At 71.3% G+C, this 13928-nt stretch carries 15 protein-coding genes; 2 read left to right on the top strand and 13 right to left on the bottom strand.

Annotated features, from left to right (window positions below; all coding sequences use genetic code 11):
• Nucleotides 1-26: 26 nt before the first annotated feature.
• The 7 genes from ACTMVF_RS15040 to ACTMVF_RS15010 all read right to left on the bottom strand — a co-directional run bounded on the left by ACTMVF_RS15040 (nucleotide 27) and on the right by ACTMVF_RS15010 (nucleotide 6987).
• Nucleotides 27-1412, bottom strand: a complete 1386-nt coding sequence (locus tag ACTMVF_RS15040; protein ID WP_441271513.1) for an FAD-binding oxidoreductase — start codon at nucleotides 1410-1412, stop codon at nucleotides 27-29.
• Between the two features lie 144 nt (nucleotides 1413-1556).
• A complete protein-coding gene (locus ACTMVF_RS15035) occupies nucleotides 1557-2738 on the bottom strand; it encodes a GTP-binding protein (protein WP_441271512.1) in 1182 nt (393 codons plus the stop codon).
• Between the two features lie 6 nt (nucleotides 2739-2744).
• Nucleotides 2745-2915 carry a 50S ribosomal protein L32 gene (gene rpmF, locus ACTMVF_RS15030; protein ID WP_030052879.1) on the bottom strand — a complete coding sequence of 57 codons (171 nt, stop codon included), beginning with the start codon at nucleotides 2913-2915 and terminating at the stop codon, nucleotides 2745-2747.
• Between the two features lie 83 nt (nucleotides 2916-2998).
• Nucleotides 2999-3406, bottom strand: a complete 408-nt coding sequence (locus ACTMVF_RS15025; RefSeq protein WP_441271511.1) for a (2Fe-2S) ferredoxin domain-containing protein — start codon at nucleotides 3404-3406, stop codon at nucleotides 2999-3001.
• Nucleotides 3407-3420: 14 nt separating this feature from the next.
• Nucleotides 3421-5016: a solute symporter family protein gene (locus ACTMVF_RS15020; RefSeq protein ID WP_441271510.1), complete on the bottom strand. Its 1596-nt coding sequence runs from the start codon at nucleotides 5014-5016 to the stop codon at nucleotides 3421-3423.
• A 2-nt stretch (nucleotides 5017-5018) separates the two neighbouring features.
• Complete coding sequence (locus ACTMVF_RS15015) at nucleotides 5019-5705, bottom strand: DUF485 domain-containing protein (RefSeq protein WP_441271764.1); 687 nt, start codon at nucleotides 5703-5705, stop codon at nucleotides 5019-5021.
• A 58-nt stretch (nucleotides 5706-5763) separates the two neighbouring features.
• Nucleotides 5764-6987, bottom strand: a complete 1224-nt coding sequence (locus ACTMVF_RS15010) for a right-handed parallel beta-helix repeat-containing protein (protein ID WP_441271509.1) — start codon at nucleotides 6985-6987, stop codon at nucleotides 5764-5766.
• A gap of 123 nt (nucleotides 6988-7110) precedes the next feature.
• On the opposite strand from ACTMVF_RS15010, the gene ACTMVF_RS15005 reads away from it, so the two are divergent.
• Nucleotides 7111-7602, top strand: a complete 492-nt coding sequence (locus ACTMVF_RS15005; protein WP_441271508.1) for a phosphatase domain-containing protein — start codon at nucleotides 7111-7113, stop codon at nucleotides 7600-7602.
• A gap of 54 nt (nucleotides 7603-7656) precedes the next feature.
• Here ACTMVF_RS15005 and ACTMVF_RS15000 read toward each other — a convergent pair whose 3' ends face one another.
• From ACTMVF_RS15000 to egtA, 5 genes are all read right to left on the bottom strand, one after another.
• On the bottom strand, nucleotides 7657-7872 hold the full coding sequence (locus ACTMVF_RS15000) for a dodecin (protein ID WP_301995048.1): 216 nt from the start codon (nucleotides 7870-7872) through the stop codon (nucleotides 7657-7659).
• Between the two features lie 66 nt (nucleotides 7873-7938).
• Complete coding sequence (gene egtD, locus ACTMVF_RS14995; RefSeq protein ID WP_441271507.1) at nucleotides 7939-8901, bottom strand: L-histidine N(alpha)-methyltransferase; 963 nt, start codon at nucleotides 8899-8901, stop codon at nucleotides 7939-7941.
• A complete protein-coding gene (egtC, locus tag ACTMVF_RS14990; RefSeq protein WP_441271506.1) occupies nucleotides 8898-9689 on the bottom strand; it encodes an ergothioneine biosynthesis protein EgtC in 792 nt (263 codons plus the stop codon). Before egtC ends, egtD begins: the two co-directional genes overlap by 4 nt.
• Nucleotides 9689-11008, bottom strand: coding sequence for an ergothioneine biosynthesis protein EgtB (egtB, locus tag ACTMVF_RS14985; protein ID WP_441271505.1), 1320 nt, complete (start codon nucleotides 11006-11008; stop codon nucleotides 9689-9691). The genes egtC and egtB overlap by 1 nt, the downstream gene beginning before the upstream one ends.
• Nucleotides 11005-12309: an ergothioneine biosynthesis glutamate--cysteine ligase EgtA gene (gene egtA / locus ACTMVF_RS14980; protein ID WP_441271504.1), complete on the bottom strand. Its 1305-nt coding sequence runs from the start codon at nucleotides 12307-12309 to the stop codon at nucleotides 11005-11007. Before egtA ends, egtB begins: the two co-directional genes overlap by 4 nt.
• A 316-nt stretch (nucleotides 12310-12625) precedes the next feature.
• Between egtA and ACTMVF_RS14975 the strand changes: the two genes are divergently transcribed.
• On the top strand, nucleotides 12626-13456 hold the full coding sequence (locus ACTMVF_RS14975) for a TIGR02452 family protein (protein ID WP_441271503.1): 831 nt from the start codon (nucleotides 12626-12628) through the stop codon (nucleotides 13454-13456).
• On the opposite strand, the gene ACTMVF_RS14970 is transcribed toward ACTMVF_RS14975, so the two are convergent.
• Complete coding sequence (locus tag ACTMVF_RS14970; RefSeq protein WP_441271502.1) at nucleotides 13441-13887, bottom strand: type II toxin-antitoxin system PemK/MazF family toxin; 447 nt, start codon at nucleotides 13885-13887, stop codon at nucleotides 13441-13443. The two genes, ACTMVF_RS14975 and ACTMVF_RS14970, sit on opposite strands and share 16 nt — an antisense overlap.
• Nucleotides 13888-13928 lie beyond the last annotated feature (41 nt).

Raw genomic sequence — 13928 nt, 5'->3', positions numbered from 1 at the left:
CAACACCTGGGAGCCCGCCGGATTCCTCACGGTGCGACGTTGTGGTTGAGACGGAACAGGTTCCCCGGGTCGTAGCGCCGTTTCAGATCCCTGAGACGGGCGTAGTTCGCGCGGTAGTTGGCCTGGACGAGGTTCTGGTCGTCGCCGTCCATGAAGTTCACGTACCCGCCGCCCATGGAGTGGGGTTCGAGCGCCCGGTGGAAGGCGCGCACCCAGCCCTTCTGGGTCTCGCAGTCCTCACGCGTGGTCAGGGTGGGGCTGAGCCCGATCGAGAAGTCGGCGTCGCGGTAGGAGAAGGCGGTCTCCTCCGGCCCGACCCGGTGGCACGCGCCGTCGAGCGCGAAGACGACGCTGACGCTCTGGATGGACGGGGTGTCGGCGCCGTACTCGACGAACGCGTCGATGGCGCCGTCCGGCAGGCCCCTCATGAAGGAGCCCTTCCAGTAGTGGTAGAGCCCGGCGGGAACCAGGTCGTCGAAGAGGGTGTTGATCACCGGGTACGGCATGCGTTCCAGGTGCCTGCCGAGCACCGGCCCGAGCGCGGCGACGCGGGCCCGGATCGCGTCGTCCTCGTCCTCCGGACCGGTCCAGCAGGCGATCATCCCGCAGACCGGACGCCCGTGCCAGCGTTCGGGCAGGAACGGCACCGGCGGCCCGAGGCCGACGACGAAAATGGCGCCGAGTCTGTCGTCCGCTTCGGCGATCAGCTCCCGGTATCGGCGGATGACGTCGCCGTCGAGCGGGAAGAAGGTCGGTCCGCCGAGGATGCCGTCGATGGGGTGCAGACGGTACGCGAAGGACGTGACGACCCCGAAGTTCCCGCCGCCGCCGCGCACGGCCCAGAACAGGTCGCTGTGCTGCTCGGCGCTGCAGGTCACGAAGTGTCCGTCGGCCGTCACCAGGTCCACCGAGACCAGGTTGTCGCAGGCCAGACCGCAGCGGCGGTCCAGATAGCCCATGCCCCCGCCCGTGGTCAGACCGCCCACGCCGGTCGTGGAGACGATGCCGCCGGTGGTGGCGAGACCGAAGGCGTGCGTGGCGTGGTTGACGTCCGCCCAGGTGCAGCCGCCCTCGACCCACGCCGTGCGGGTCTCGGGATCGATGCGGATCCCGCGCATCCGTCCGAGGTCGAGGACGACACCGCCGTCGCAGGTCCCGTAGCCGGGGACGCTGTGGCTGCCGCCGCGCACGGCGAGCGGCAGGCCCTGGTCGCGGGCGAAGTCCACCGTCGCGATGACGTCGCCCGCGTCGACCGCCCGCACGATGATCGCGGGCCGCCTGTCGTGCATCGCGTTGTAGACCTTGCGGGCCTCGTCGTAACCCGGATCGCCGGGCTCGACGATGTCACCGCGCACGGCCCCGCGCAGCCGCTCCAGCAGCTGGTGGTCGAAGGTCGGCGTGTAGGTGGTCATGATCGCCACCTGCCTTCCGCTCCTGAGTAGGGAAGGGGTTGCTCGAGCAGGGGAGGGGGCACTCCCCGGTCCGCGCCGGAACTCTCGCACTCTGCGAGCAGGACCGGCCCCTCACCAGAATAGGCAGGCCGGGCGCCGCGGGACTCAGTGCACGGAGACCTCCGCCGGCGCCGCGTGCTCGTGGTCGCAGACGTCGTCGATGCCGTACGTGTCCCAGGCGGGGAACGGGTCGGCGGCCGGGAGGCCCTCGCCGTCCGCCATGAGGCACTCGGCCAGGGCGGCCCGGAGCGGCTCCGCCCGCAGATGCGTGCCGATGAAGACCAGCTCCTGCGCGTACGGCGCCTCGGTGTCCCGGGCGGCGCTGGGCTCGAAGCGGGCGACGGCACCGGCCTGCGACCACAGCCCCGTCACCTGCGGGCGGCTGGCGAGGGTGAAGAACCCCTTGGAACGCAGCACCTTCCCGTATGCGCCGCTGTCGAGCTCCTCGGTGACGAAGGTGAACAACCGCTCGGGGTGGAAGGGGAGTTCGGAGCGGAACACCGTGGAGGAGATCCCGTACTCCTCGGTCTCGGGGACGTGGTCGCCGTTGAGTTCCCGCACCCAGCCCGGGGCCTGTTGGGCGCGCTCCAGGTCGAACAACCGCGTGCCGAGCACCTCTTGGAGCGCCACTTGCCCCTGTACCGTGTCGACGATCCGGGCGGCGGGGTTGAGCCGGCCCAGTGCCGCCCGCAGCCGGTCCGCCGTCACGTCGTCCACCAGGTCGAGCTTGTTCAGCACGATGACGTCCGCGAACTCGACCTGGTCGATGAGGAGATCGCTGACGGTGCGCTCGTCGTCCTCGTACTGGTCGAGGCCGCGCTCGGCGAGTTCGTCGCCGCTGTCCAGCTCGGTCAGGAAGCCCGCGGCGTCGACGACCGTGACCATGGTGTCCAGCAGGGCGAGGTCGCCGAGGGTGGCTCCGTCGTCGCGGGCGAAGGCGAAGGTGGCCGCGACCGGCATGGGTTCGGAGATGCCGGACGACTCGATGAGGAGGTGGTCGAAGCGGCCCTCGCGGGCGAGCCGGTCGACTTCCTCCAGGAGGTCGTCGCGCAGGGTGCAGCAGATGCAGCCGTTGGTCATCTCGACCAGGCGCTCCTCGGTCCGCGACAGCGCGGCCTCGCCGCCGCGCACCAGCGCCGCGTCGATGTTGATCTCGCTCATGTCGTTGACGATGACCGCGACGCGCAGTCCCTCACGGTTCGCGAGGACATGGTTGAGCAGGGTCGTCTTGCCCGCCCCGAGGAAACCGGACAGGACGGTGACGGGCAGACGGCTCTCGTACGGCATTACCGGTCAGCCCTCGGGGCGCAGCAGCCCGCGCTCGTACGCCTTGACCAGGTGCTGCGGCACGAGGTGGCTGACGCCCTCGATGGTGACGGGCACGAGCTGCGGCGTGCTCGCCTTCCACTGGGCGCGGCGGTGACGGGTGTTGCTGCGGGACATCTTCCGCTTGGGGACAGCCATGACGGACCTCCTCGGTGGGTGAACACCGAGGACGCTACATGAAAATGGATCCCATTAACAATTGCCTGCTGTTCGGCCCGCGGTCAGCGACGGGACCGCACCCGTGCGTCCCGTGGCGGCCGGATGAACTGCAGCTCCAGCGTGACGGGCGGATCGGCCAGGCCCGGTCCGCCCGCGGCCGCCCACCGCACGATCTCCTCGATGCCGTCGTCGTCCATGGCGAAGCCCACCCAGGTGGCCCGTCCGCCGGCCCGGCGCCCGGCGCCCGACGGCTGGACGACGATCACGTTGGCCTGGTCGCAGGGGCCCAGGCAGTCGGTCGTACGGACCTGGAAACCGTGCTCGGCCCCGGCGGCGCGCAGTTGCTCCACCTGCCCGGCGTGGTCGGTGCCGGGGTGCTTGCGCGGATTGCCGCAGCAGCAGCCCCGGCAGACGACGAGGGTGCAGGGGCGCTCGCGGGCGGCGCCGATCAGGAACGTATGAGTGGGCATGACAGAAGCATCCCCTACTCCTTGGTGCCCACCAGCATCCGCACCTCGAACTCCTCGTAGGCGGCGTCCTCCTGCGGCTCCTGGCGGTGGCTCAGCACGGTGCCGAGCCAGCCGAGGAAGAAGCCCGCCGGGATGGAGATGATGCCGGGGTTCTGCAGCGGGAACCAGGCGAAGTCGGACTCCGGGTAGAACGAGCCCGGCGTGGAGGAGACGACGGGGGAGAACAGGACCAGCAGGACCGAGCAGGCCAGGCCGCCCCAGAGGCTGAGCAGCGCCCCCTCGCCCGTGAAGCGGCGCCAGAAGAGGGTGTAGACGATCGTCGGCAGGATCGCGGACGCCGCTATGGCGAAGGCGAGGAAGGCGAGCGTCGCGGTGTTGGCGCCCCAGGAGACGAGGGCGAGCATCATGGCGAGGACACCGATGACGGCCGCGGACAGCCGGGCCACCATCAGTTCCTCGGTCTCGCTCGCGCGGCCCTTGCGGATCACCTCGCCGTACAGGTCGTGCGCGAGCGACGAGGCGGCGGCGAGGGTGAGGCCGGCCGCGACCGCGAGCAGGGTGACGAAGGCGAGGCAGGACAGCAGGGCGGTGAGGATGCCGCCGCCGAGGGCGTTGGCGAGGAGCAGGACCGCGGAGTCGCCCTTGTGGTCCGTCTCCGCGATGGTCTCGCGGCCGACGATCGCGGTGGCGCCGAGGCCGAGGATGCCGGCGGCCAGGCACACCAGGCCGACCAGGCCCACCGCCCACACCAGGGAGGAGCGCAGTACGTCGACCTTGCGCGGGGCGAGCAGGCGCATCAGGACGTGCGGGAGCGCGGCGAGGCCGAGGACGATGGCCAGTTCCAGGCTGAAGAAGTCGAGTTTGCTGGTGGTGCTGACGCCGTAGCGCAGTCCGGGTTCGAGGAACTGTGTGCCGGTGCCGCTGTGGTTCGCGGCCGCGGAGAGCAGGGCGTTCGGGTTCCAGTCGTAGTGGTGCAGCACCATGACCGCGGTGACCGTCACGCCCGCCACCAGCATCACGGCCTTGATGATCTGGATGACCGTGGCGCCGGGCGCGCCGCCGATGGCGGCGTACACGATGACGATGGTGCCGATCACGATCACGCACAGGGTGCGGGTCGCGGCGCTGGGTTCGCCGGTGAACTGGGTCAACAGGGCCATGCTGCCGACGAGTTGGGCCACCAGGTACAGCGTGGTGATGGCCAGGGTGCACACGGCGAGGGCGAGCCGTGCCGGGCGCTGGAGCCGGGGCAGGCGCAGGGCCAGGGTGTCGCCCAGGGTGAACCTGCCGGTCCGGCGCAGGGGTTCGGCGATCAGCAGCAGCACCATCATCCAGGCGACGACGGTGCCGGCGAGGTACAGCAGTCCGTCGTATCCGGTGAGGGCGACCAGGCCGGTACTGCCCAGCAGGGTCGCGGCCGACAGATAGTCGCCGCACATGGCGAGGCCGTTGCGCAGCGGGGACATGGTGCGGTTGCCGAGGTAGAACTCGCTGAGCTCGTCGCGCTGAGGGGCTGTCAGCAGCGCCATGAACAGCGTGACCACGACCACCGACAGGAACAGCACGAACGTCAGGTTCAGGCTGAACCGGTCGACGATGCCTGCGGACATGGTCACCACGTGCGGTACCCCCTGGAGCCGGGCTGGACGGTCGGCTGACTCTCGCCGCGGTGCGCGGCGGAGCGGAGCGAGTTGGCCTCGTGCTGGTCCAGCCGCGAGCCCAGGCCGCGGGCGAGCGGGTCCACCCGGGTGCGCATGTGCCGGACATGGCACCAGGCCGTCACGCCCATCACGACGAACTGCCCGAGACCCAGGGCGAGACCGAGCGTGAGGTGACCGAGCAGACGCTGGTTCATCAGGCCGGGGACGGAATGCGACAGCAGGACGTAGAGCAGGAATCCACCGACGGACAGGAGTGTCGCGCGGACTCCGAACCTGCGCTGGGCGCGGCGCAGTGAGTGAAATTCGGGATGCTCGGATATGCGCTGGGACGGCGCGGGCCTTGCGGGTTCATTACTCGGGGAACTGGATGTGAAAGAATTGTCGTGCCAAGGTGAAAACTCGGGCACAGGCGCACCTTCTTTGCTGCGGCATGCCGGACGTACGGGGGCGCGGGCTTTGTGACGGGGAGTGGGTGAGCGGCGGCGAGTCCGGAAGCCGGAGTATGGCAGCGGGCTCTTTGAAGAATCAACCGCCGCGATGAATTGCCCTGCTCCGGTGGCGCGTTCACGCCCCTCGTGATAATTTCGCTGCCTTGTATGGCCTGCGAAAAGAGCCCTCCGGGAAATAGTCCGGACCATTTGTTCCGGCCGGACTGTCTCAAACACGCCTCGTGCGGGACAGCCCGGCCCGAGCGGTTCAGAACCGGGCGCCGACAGCGGCGCCGCTGCGCGGCACGAGGAAGCTCGGCGCCGACGGTAGCGATCCGTCGGCGGAGCGCGGGCCGGTGATCGGGGTCGGGTCGGTGCTGAGCACCGAGGACGCGTTCCAAGTCCCGCCCAGGTTCCAGGAGTTGCCGCTGGCGGTCGTCCCCGTGCCGACGGCCGCCGCGCGTGCGTCGGCGACGGACAGATTGGCCGTCAGGGTGGCGGTGCCGCCCGAGACGTCGGCGTCGAATCCGGTGCCGGCGTTGGCCCACGTCGTGGTGCGGGTCATGGTCAGGGCGCCGGGATTGCCGTTGTCCGTGACGCCGTGCGCCGCGTTCCGATACGCGATCGAGTTGCGCAGGGCGTGGCCCACCGACGGGGCCGGGCTGCCGCCGCCCATCTTGAAGCCGTTGCCGTCGCCCGAGAAGTCCGGGAAGTTCCAGCGGTTGTAGCCGTTGCCGTACGCGATCGTGTTCTCGATCAGAATCGGCGAGGTGAACTTCCAGGCGTCGAACCCGTCGTCGACGTTGTTCCACAACCGGGCACCGCGCACCACGTTTCCGGTTCCGCTGCCTTCCTTGATGGCCAGGCCGTCGGCGCTCTCGCCGTTCTTGCGCGGGTCGCGGTTGCCGTAACTGTCCAGATTCAGGATCTGGTTGTTGCTGGAGGAACCCTGGAGCTGGAAGCCGGACTCGTAGTTGTCGTGCGTGATCAGCCGCGAGAAGACGTTGTTGTCGCAGCCGTCGCAGTAGAGGCCGTACGGGCCGTTGACCAGCTCCAGACCGGAGATCCGCCAGTGGGAGGCCTCCATGTGGATCGCCCCGCGTTCGGCCCGGGGAATGCTGCCGCCCACCGGCGTGTGACTGGCGGGCAGTTGCTCGCCGTCGACGACCACACGCTCGCCCTGGTAGGGGCCGAGGCCGATCGGCTGGGAGGCGGTGCCCGAGGTGGTGATGGTGATGTTGTCGGTGAGGGCGTAGGTGCCGCCTCGTACGGTGATGACGTCGCCGGGCTGCGCCAGGTCCACGGCCCGCTGGATCGTCCGCAGCGGCTGGGCCAGGGTGCCCGGCGCCGAGTCGCTCCCGTCGGTCGCCACCACGAGTGTCGTCGCGCCGGACGCCGCACTCGCCGGGCCCAGTACCGTCATCAGGGCCGCACCCACCGCTGCCGCCGTCCAGATCGCCGTACCGCGCATGCCGCTCGCCGTGTTGCGCATGGGGCCTCCCGCCTCCGCCTGTATGCCGTGTCGCACAGCAGTGGCCGCCCGGGGCGCGGAGGTTGCCGGGGTGCGGGGCGCGTGGCAGGGGGGAATTGCCGGGCAGGACCTAGGGTGAGTGCTGTGACCGACAGCAGCAAACGCCCGCTCGCCGTGTTCGACCTGGACAACACCCTCGCCGACACGGCACACCGTCAGCACTTCCTGGAGCGCCAACCGCGGGACTGGGACGCCTTCTTCGCGGCCGCCCCACAGGACCCGCCCCTCGCCGAGGGCATCGCGCTGGCGCTGGAGAGCGCGAAGGAATGCGAGGTCCGCTATCTGACCGGACGGCCCGAGCGCTGCCGGCGTGACACGCTCGACTGGCTCGCGGCACACGGGCTGCCCGAAGGGCGTGTGTACATGCGGCGCAACGACGACCGCAGGCCCGCCCGGCGCACCAAGCTCGAGATCCTGCGCCGCCTCGCCCGCACCCATGAGATCCGGGTGCTGGTGGACGATGACGAGCTGGTCTGCGAGGACGCCGAACGGGCCGGTTTCACCGTCGTACGGGCGCGCTGGACCGCCCCCTCCGCCGCGCTGAAGGTGGCGCAGGAGCGGGAGGGGCGGACCTGAGGACCGGGCGCCGTCGGCACATCCCGCCTGCTCTGCGGCGCCCGGCACGCACCGCTACTCGGCTTCCTCCAGACGGAAGCCGACCTTCATGGTCACCTGCCAGTGCGCGATCTGCCCGTTGTCGAGCTGGCCGCGCACCTCGGTCACCTCGAACCAGTCCAGGTTGCGCAGGGTCTGCGAGGCGCGCTCGATTCCGTTGCGGATGGCCTGGTCCACGCCCTCGGGCGAGGTGCCGACGATGTCCGTGACCCGGTAGGTGTGATTCGACATGCGGGTGCTCCTCTCACACACGTCACTCCACGGTGCCCCAAGGCGGGACATCGCGCGAGCCGTCCGTCACCGCGCCACGCTCAACGACAGCGCGAAACGACCCTGACCGTCCGTCCACCAGTGCGCCAGCTCCAGCCCGGCCGCCGACAGTTCCGCGCGGACACCGTCCCGCCGGAACTTCGCCGACACCTCGGTGCGCATCTCCTCGCCCGCCGCGAAGTCGACGGCGAGATCGAGCGCGGGCACCTTCACGGTCTGCGCCGTACGGGAGCGCAGCCGCATCTCGATCCACTCGTTGTCCGCGTCCCAGAGCGCCACGTGGTCGAAGGAGCCGGGATCGAAGTCGGCGCCCAACTCGCGGTTGATCACCGTCAGCACGTTCTTGTCGAAGGCGGCCGTCACCCCGGCCGCGTCGTCGTACGCCTCGACCAGGACCCTCTCGTCCTTGACCAGATCCGTGCCGAGCAGCAGCGCGTCACCGGGCGAGAGCAGGGCGCGGACGGAGGCGAGGAACGTGGCCCGCTCGGCCGGCAGCAGGTTGCCGATGGTGCCGCCCAGGAATGCCACCAGCCGGGGCCCCGGCGTGTCCGGCAGGGCCAGCCCGCCGGTGAAGTCGGCGATCAGCGCATGCACGTCCAGCCCGGGCCGCTCCTCGATGAGCGCGTGCCCGGCCTGGGTGAGCGCGCTGTCGCTGACGTCCACGGGGACGTACGTGTGCAGCTCGGTGAGCGCGTCGATGAGGTACCGCGTCTTCTCCGAGGAGCCGGAGCCCAGTTCGACGAGGGTGCGGGCGCCGGTGACCGCGGCGATCTCCCTGGCCCGGCCGACGAGGATCTCGCGCTCGGCGCGCGTCGGGTAGTACTCGGGCAACTCGGTGATCTGCTCGAAGAGTTCGCTGCCCCGCGCGTCGTAGAACCACTTCGGCGGCAGCGTCTTGGGTGTGCTCGTCAGGCCCTTCAGGACGTCGGCGCGCAGTGCGGCGTCGGTGGCGTCCTCGGGCAGGGTGCGGGTGACAAGGAACGGGCTCACGTGCTGGGCTCCTTCGGTGGTGCCGGTGCCAGGGTGTCGCTCGGGTCCTTGAGCGGGGTGAGCAGCACATCGGTGCCGCTGGCCGCGAGGAGGGTGCGGTCGGGGACCTCCTGCCAGTGCGGATCGTCGTCGTAGGGCTCGGAGGCCACGACGGTGCCGCCGCCGGTCCGGGTCAGATACCAGAGGGTGTCGCCCCAGGCGGTCGCGGTGATCGTCTCGCCGTTGGTGAGCAGCAGGTTCAGCCGGGAGCCGGGGGCCGCCTCGGCGACCTCGAGGACGGTGTCGGCCAGTGCCTGCCCCTGCTCGTCGCCGCCGCGCAGCCGGGCCAGGACCAGCGCCCACACGAGCGCCGAGTCGTTGCGGGCCTCCATCGACAGCAGATCCGTCGCGGGCAGGGCCGGGACCAGCGGCGCCAGTGAGCCCGGCCAGCCCTTCACGGCGCCGTTGTGGCTGAACAGCCAGGGGCCCGCGGCGAACGGCGCCGCCGCGGCCTCCGCGTCGGCGCCCGCCAGCGTCGCGTCCCGTACTGCGGCGAGCAGCGCGGTGGACCGTACGACGCGGGCCAGATCGGCGAAGGACAGGTCCGCCCAGATGGGCCCGGCCCGGCGGTAGCGCGCCGGCACCGGGTCCCCCTCGGCGTACCAACCGACCCCGAAACCATCCGCGTTCACGGTCCCGTACCGCTGCCGCCGAGGCGCCCACGACTGGCGGTACAGGCCGTGTGCGGGTTCCACGAGGAGCCTGCCGAGCGGTTCCTCGGGGCCCACATAGGCGAGGTGACGGCACATCAGACGCCCCCCGCGGAGCGGGCGGTGCGGAATCCGGAGAAGATCTGCCGCCGGATCGGATAGTCCCAGTTGCGGAAGGTGCCCCGGCAGGCCACCGCGTCCACCGCGAACGAACCGCCGCGCAGCACCTTGTACTCGGGCCCGAAGAACACCTCCGAGTACTCCTTGTACGGAAACGCCTGGAACCCCGGGTACGGCGCGAAGTCGCTCGCCGTCCACTCCCACACGTCACCGATCAACTGCCGTACGCCGAGCGGCGATTCGCCCTCCGGGTAGCTACCGGCCGGCGCGGGGCGCAGATGCCGCTGGCCGAGGTTGGCGTGCTCCGGTGCCGGGTCGGCGTCGCCCCACGGGTAGCGCATCGAGCGGTCACCGGCCGGGTCGTGCCGGGCGGCCTTCTCCCACTCGGCCTCGGTGGGCAGCCGGCGCCCGGCCCAGCGGGCGTAGGCGTCGGCCTCGTACCAGCACACATGCACTACCGGCTCGTCGGGCGGGACGACCTCGGTGACGCCGAAGCGGCGCCGCAGCCACTGCTTGCCGTCCCGGTGCCAGAACAGCGGGGCGTTGATGGAGTGCTGCCGGATGTGCGCCCAGCCCTCCGGCGTCCACCAGCGTTCGGTGTCGTAGCCGCCGTCCTCGATGAACGCCTGGTACGCGGCGTTCGTCACCGGGGTCGTGTCCATGTGGAAGGGCGCCACCTCGCGCCGGTGCGCCGGGCGTTCGTTGTCCAGCGCCCACGGCTCGGTGGAGGTGCCCATGGTGAACGGGCCGCCGGGGACCAGGACTTCGGACGGCCCCGTGAACAGCGGCGCCGGGTCCGGGTCGGGGGCGGTAAGGGCCTGCGGTCCCTTGCGGAGCTGATGGGTGATCAGCATCGTCTCGTCGTGCTGCTGCTCGTGCTGCGCGATCATCCCGAAGGCGAAGCCCGCCTCGGTCAGCCGCGTCCCGTGGAAGGCCGTGCTCTCCAGCAGGTCCAGCACCCGGCCGCGCACTTCGGAGGCGTAGTGGCGGGCCTCGGTCGGTGGCAGCAGCGGCAGTGAGGGGCGTTCGGCGCGCGGGTGCTCGAAGGCGTCGTAGAGGCCGTCGATCTCGGGCCGCATCGCCTCCCGCCCCGCGACCGCCCGCAGCAGCCACTGCTCTTCCTGGTTGCCGATGTGCGCGAGGTCCCACACCAGCGGGGACATCAGCGGCGAGTGCTGGGCGGTGAGGTCGGGGTCGTCGACGCAGGAGGTCAGCAGGGTCGTACGGGCACGAGCGGTGGTCAGGGTGGTGAGCGCCCGCTCGCGCAGCGCGTCCGCGTCGAGGGCGGGGTCGGTCATGTGCGGATGTCCTTCCCGTGCAGGGTGCGTTCCGTGCCGTACAACTCGTCCAGCAGGTCGTCGGCGGGGCAGCGCCCCTTGATCACATAGCGGTCCCGGAACGCCGCCACGGCGGCCGTGACCTCAGCGGTGGCCCCGAGCCGGGGCAGGGCCTCCAGTGCCGCCGCGAAGCAGACGACGGCCACCTCCTGAAGCTCGGGGTCGGCGAGGCCCGAGCGGGCCGCGTCGATCCACAGTGGGTTGTGCGGCGCCGGCAGCGACAGGGAGCGCTCGGCCAGGGGCTTCACGGCGCGGTAGGCGGTCTCGGCCGCCTCGGGGTCGTCGAAGAGCGCGGTGGTCACGGCGAGCGGCACGATCCAGCCGTCCTCGCCGGGCTGCGCGTCGATCATGCGCAGTTCCAGATGGCCACGCGGTCTGACCGGCGGGAACAGCGTCGTGAGGTGGTAGTCGAGGTCCTCGTGCACCGGCGGTCTGGGCACCCCCGACCGGGTCCACTCCCGGAACGTCAGCCCGTCCGGGACGTGCCACGGGCCGCCGTCCTGACGTACGCACATCACCGGAGCGTCCAGGACGTGCCGTGCCCAGGCGGCCCGCGGATCGCCGTTCAGCTCAGGCGCGCCCGCGCGGCCGGCGCCGATCTCCATCCACAGCAGCTGCCGGGTGGAGAGCCAGCCGGTGGGTTCGTGCCCGGCCACGGGGGAGTTGGCGAAGGCGGCGACCAGGACCGCGCCCAGCTGGTGCGCCAGCCACCAGCGCCGCCCGTGCCCGAGCGGGCCGGGCTCCTCGTATCCGGCGTCCAGGCACACCTGCACGGAGGCCGAGGTGCACATCATGGCGCGGCCGGCCGGGCCCGTGCGGTCCAGACAGGCCTCCATGGCGTCGTAGCGCGGCTCGCGCAGGAACCGGCGGGGCGAGCGCCAGGGGTCGTTGCCGATGCCGACGAGACCGAGACCGTGTTCGCGCAGTACCGCGCGGGTGGCGTCGAGGTCGGCGGAGACGGTACCGATGCACTCCATCAGGGAGGCGGCGGGCGGCGAGCTCAGCTCCAGCTGGCCGCCGGGCTCGACGGTGAGCGCCGACCTCAGGGGCACGGTCCGCAGTGCGGCGTAGGCCGCTTCGAGTCGTTCGGGCGATACGGGGAGCCGCGGGCTGCGCAGCTCATGGACGAGCCATTCCACTTCGACCCCGAGGGTGCGGGGCGGGCCGGTCTTGAAGCAGATGCCCCGGACCAGGGCCTCCACCTCGGGTTCGGTGACTGCGGTGCGAGGCTGCTCCTTACAGTCACTCACCGAATCTGACATGTCGGGATCCTCCTGAGAGTCCACGATGCCGCCCGGCCCGGATCTTGTGGGCGGGCCGGCACACTCGTCCCACCCAAGACGCTCACGTCGCATCGCACAAGGGTGCGTACCGGCACGTTCCGGGTCGGTAACCTCCGCTCTCCGGGCGTTCGCAGGGACTTTCCCGGTCGTTTTCGGTCGGCTGCCGGGCCCGGGAAACTCTGTTGCACCGCAGGACCAGCATCGCTCAGGATGCCTGCGTGAGCACGACGGGGGAGATCACCACGGGGGAGATCGCGCGCGGTCGCGCGGTCATGGCGCGCACGGGGGTGGCGCCATGAGCGCGCGTCTGCGCGGCATCGCGCAGCAGACGGAACAGATCGTGGCGGCGGGGACGTACCGCGCGCCGGACGGCCGCGAGGTGTCCATCGGGGCGGCGATCGAGGCGGCGCGGGACGGCACGGGGATGTACGGGCCGGACCCGGTGCCGCATCCCGTAGCGCACGTCCCCGTGGGGGCCACGTTCTTCGAGGTCACGGGGGAGAGCAGCCTGGAGGCGGCCCGTCGGCTCGGCGCGGGGACGGCCGTACTGAACTTCGCCTCGGCCCGCAATCCGGGCGGCGGCTATCTGAACGGCGCCCAAGCCCAGGAGGAGGCCCTGTGCCGCGCCTCGGCGCTGTACACCTGCCTGCTCGAAGCCCGCGCGTTCTACGACCACCACCGCGCCCATCGCGACCCCTTCTACACGGACCGCGTCATCCACTCACCCGGCGTGCCCGTCTTCCGCGACGACCGCGGCCGTCTGCTGGACGAGCCGTACCCGGTCGGCTTCCTGACCGCCGCCGCGCCGAACGCGGGCGTCGTACGGCGTACGACGCCGGAGCGCACGGCCGACCTGCCGCACGCGCTGGCCGTACGGGCCGAACGCGTGCTGGAGACGGCCGCGGCGCACGGGTACCGGCGGCTGGTGCTGGGCGCTTGGGGCTGCGGGGTGTTCCAGAACGACCCGGCGCAGGTGGCGGGCGCGTTCAGGGAGCTGCTCGGATCCGGCGGGCGGTTCGCCGGGGCCTTCGAGCACGTGGTGTTCGGCATCCTGGACCGCACGCCCGAGAGCCAGGTGCGAGCCGCGTTCGCCCGGGCGTTCCCGGCGCGTCAGGTCCAGCCGTAGCGCTCGTGCAGCCGGTGCCTGACCAGGTTGAACCGCCCCCGGTCCAGGGCGCACGCCTCCCGGCGCATGCCCTGCTCGTGCAGCCGGAGGATGCGGTCCACGTCCACCCAGGAGTCGCGGCCCGTCCGGTCCCACGGCCCGCTGCCGATGGCGACCCACTCACGGTCCCCGTCGTGCCGCTTGCTCGACAGTTGCACGGCGAGGAAGGTGCCGGTCGCCTCCCGGGCCACCACCAGCACCGGGCGGTCCTTGCCCCGCCCGTCGTTCTCCTCGAAGGGGACCCAGGTCCAGACGATCTCCCCGGGGTCGGGGTCGCCATCGTGCGCGGGGGAGTACTCGGTGCGCACTTTGCCGACCTCGCGGGGGTCGGCTTCGGAGGTGGCTGACGGACCGAGCCGGCCCGGGACGTTCTCATCGGTGGGGATGCTCACGGGGGCACCTTAGAGGCTGCCCCCGCGCGCACGCCCGCCGG

This window comes from Streptomyces sp. SD31 (assembly GCF_052068475.1).
In the GTDB taxonomy this organism is placed as follows: Bacteria; Actinomycetota; Actinomycetes; order Streptomycetales; family Streptomycetaceae; genus Streptomyces.
Note: the sequence above shows the minus strand (reverse complement) of the source record. Positions and strands in the feature narration are given on the sequence as shown.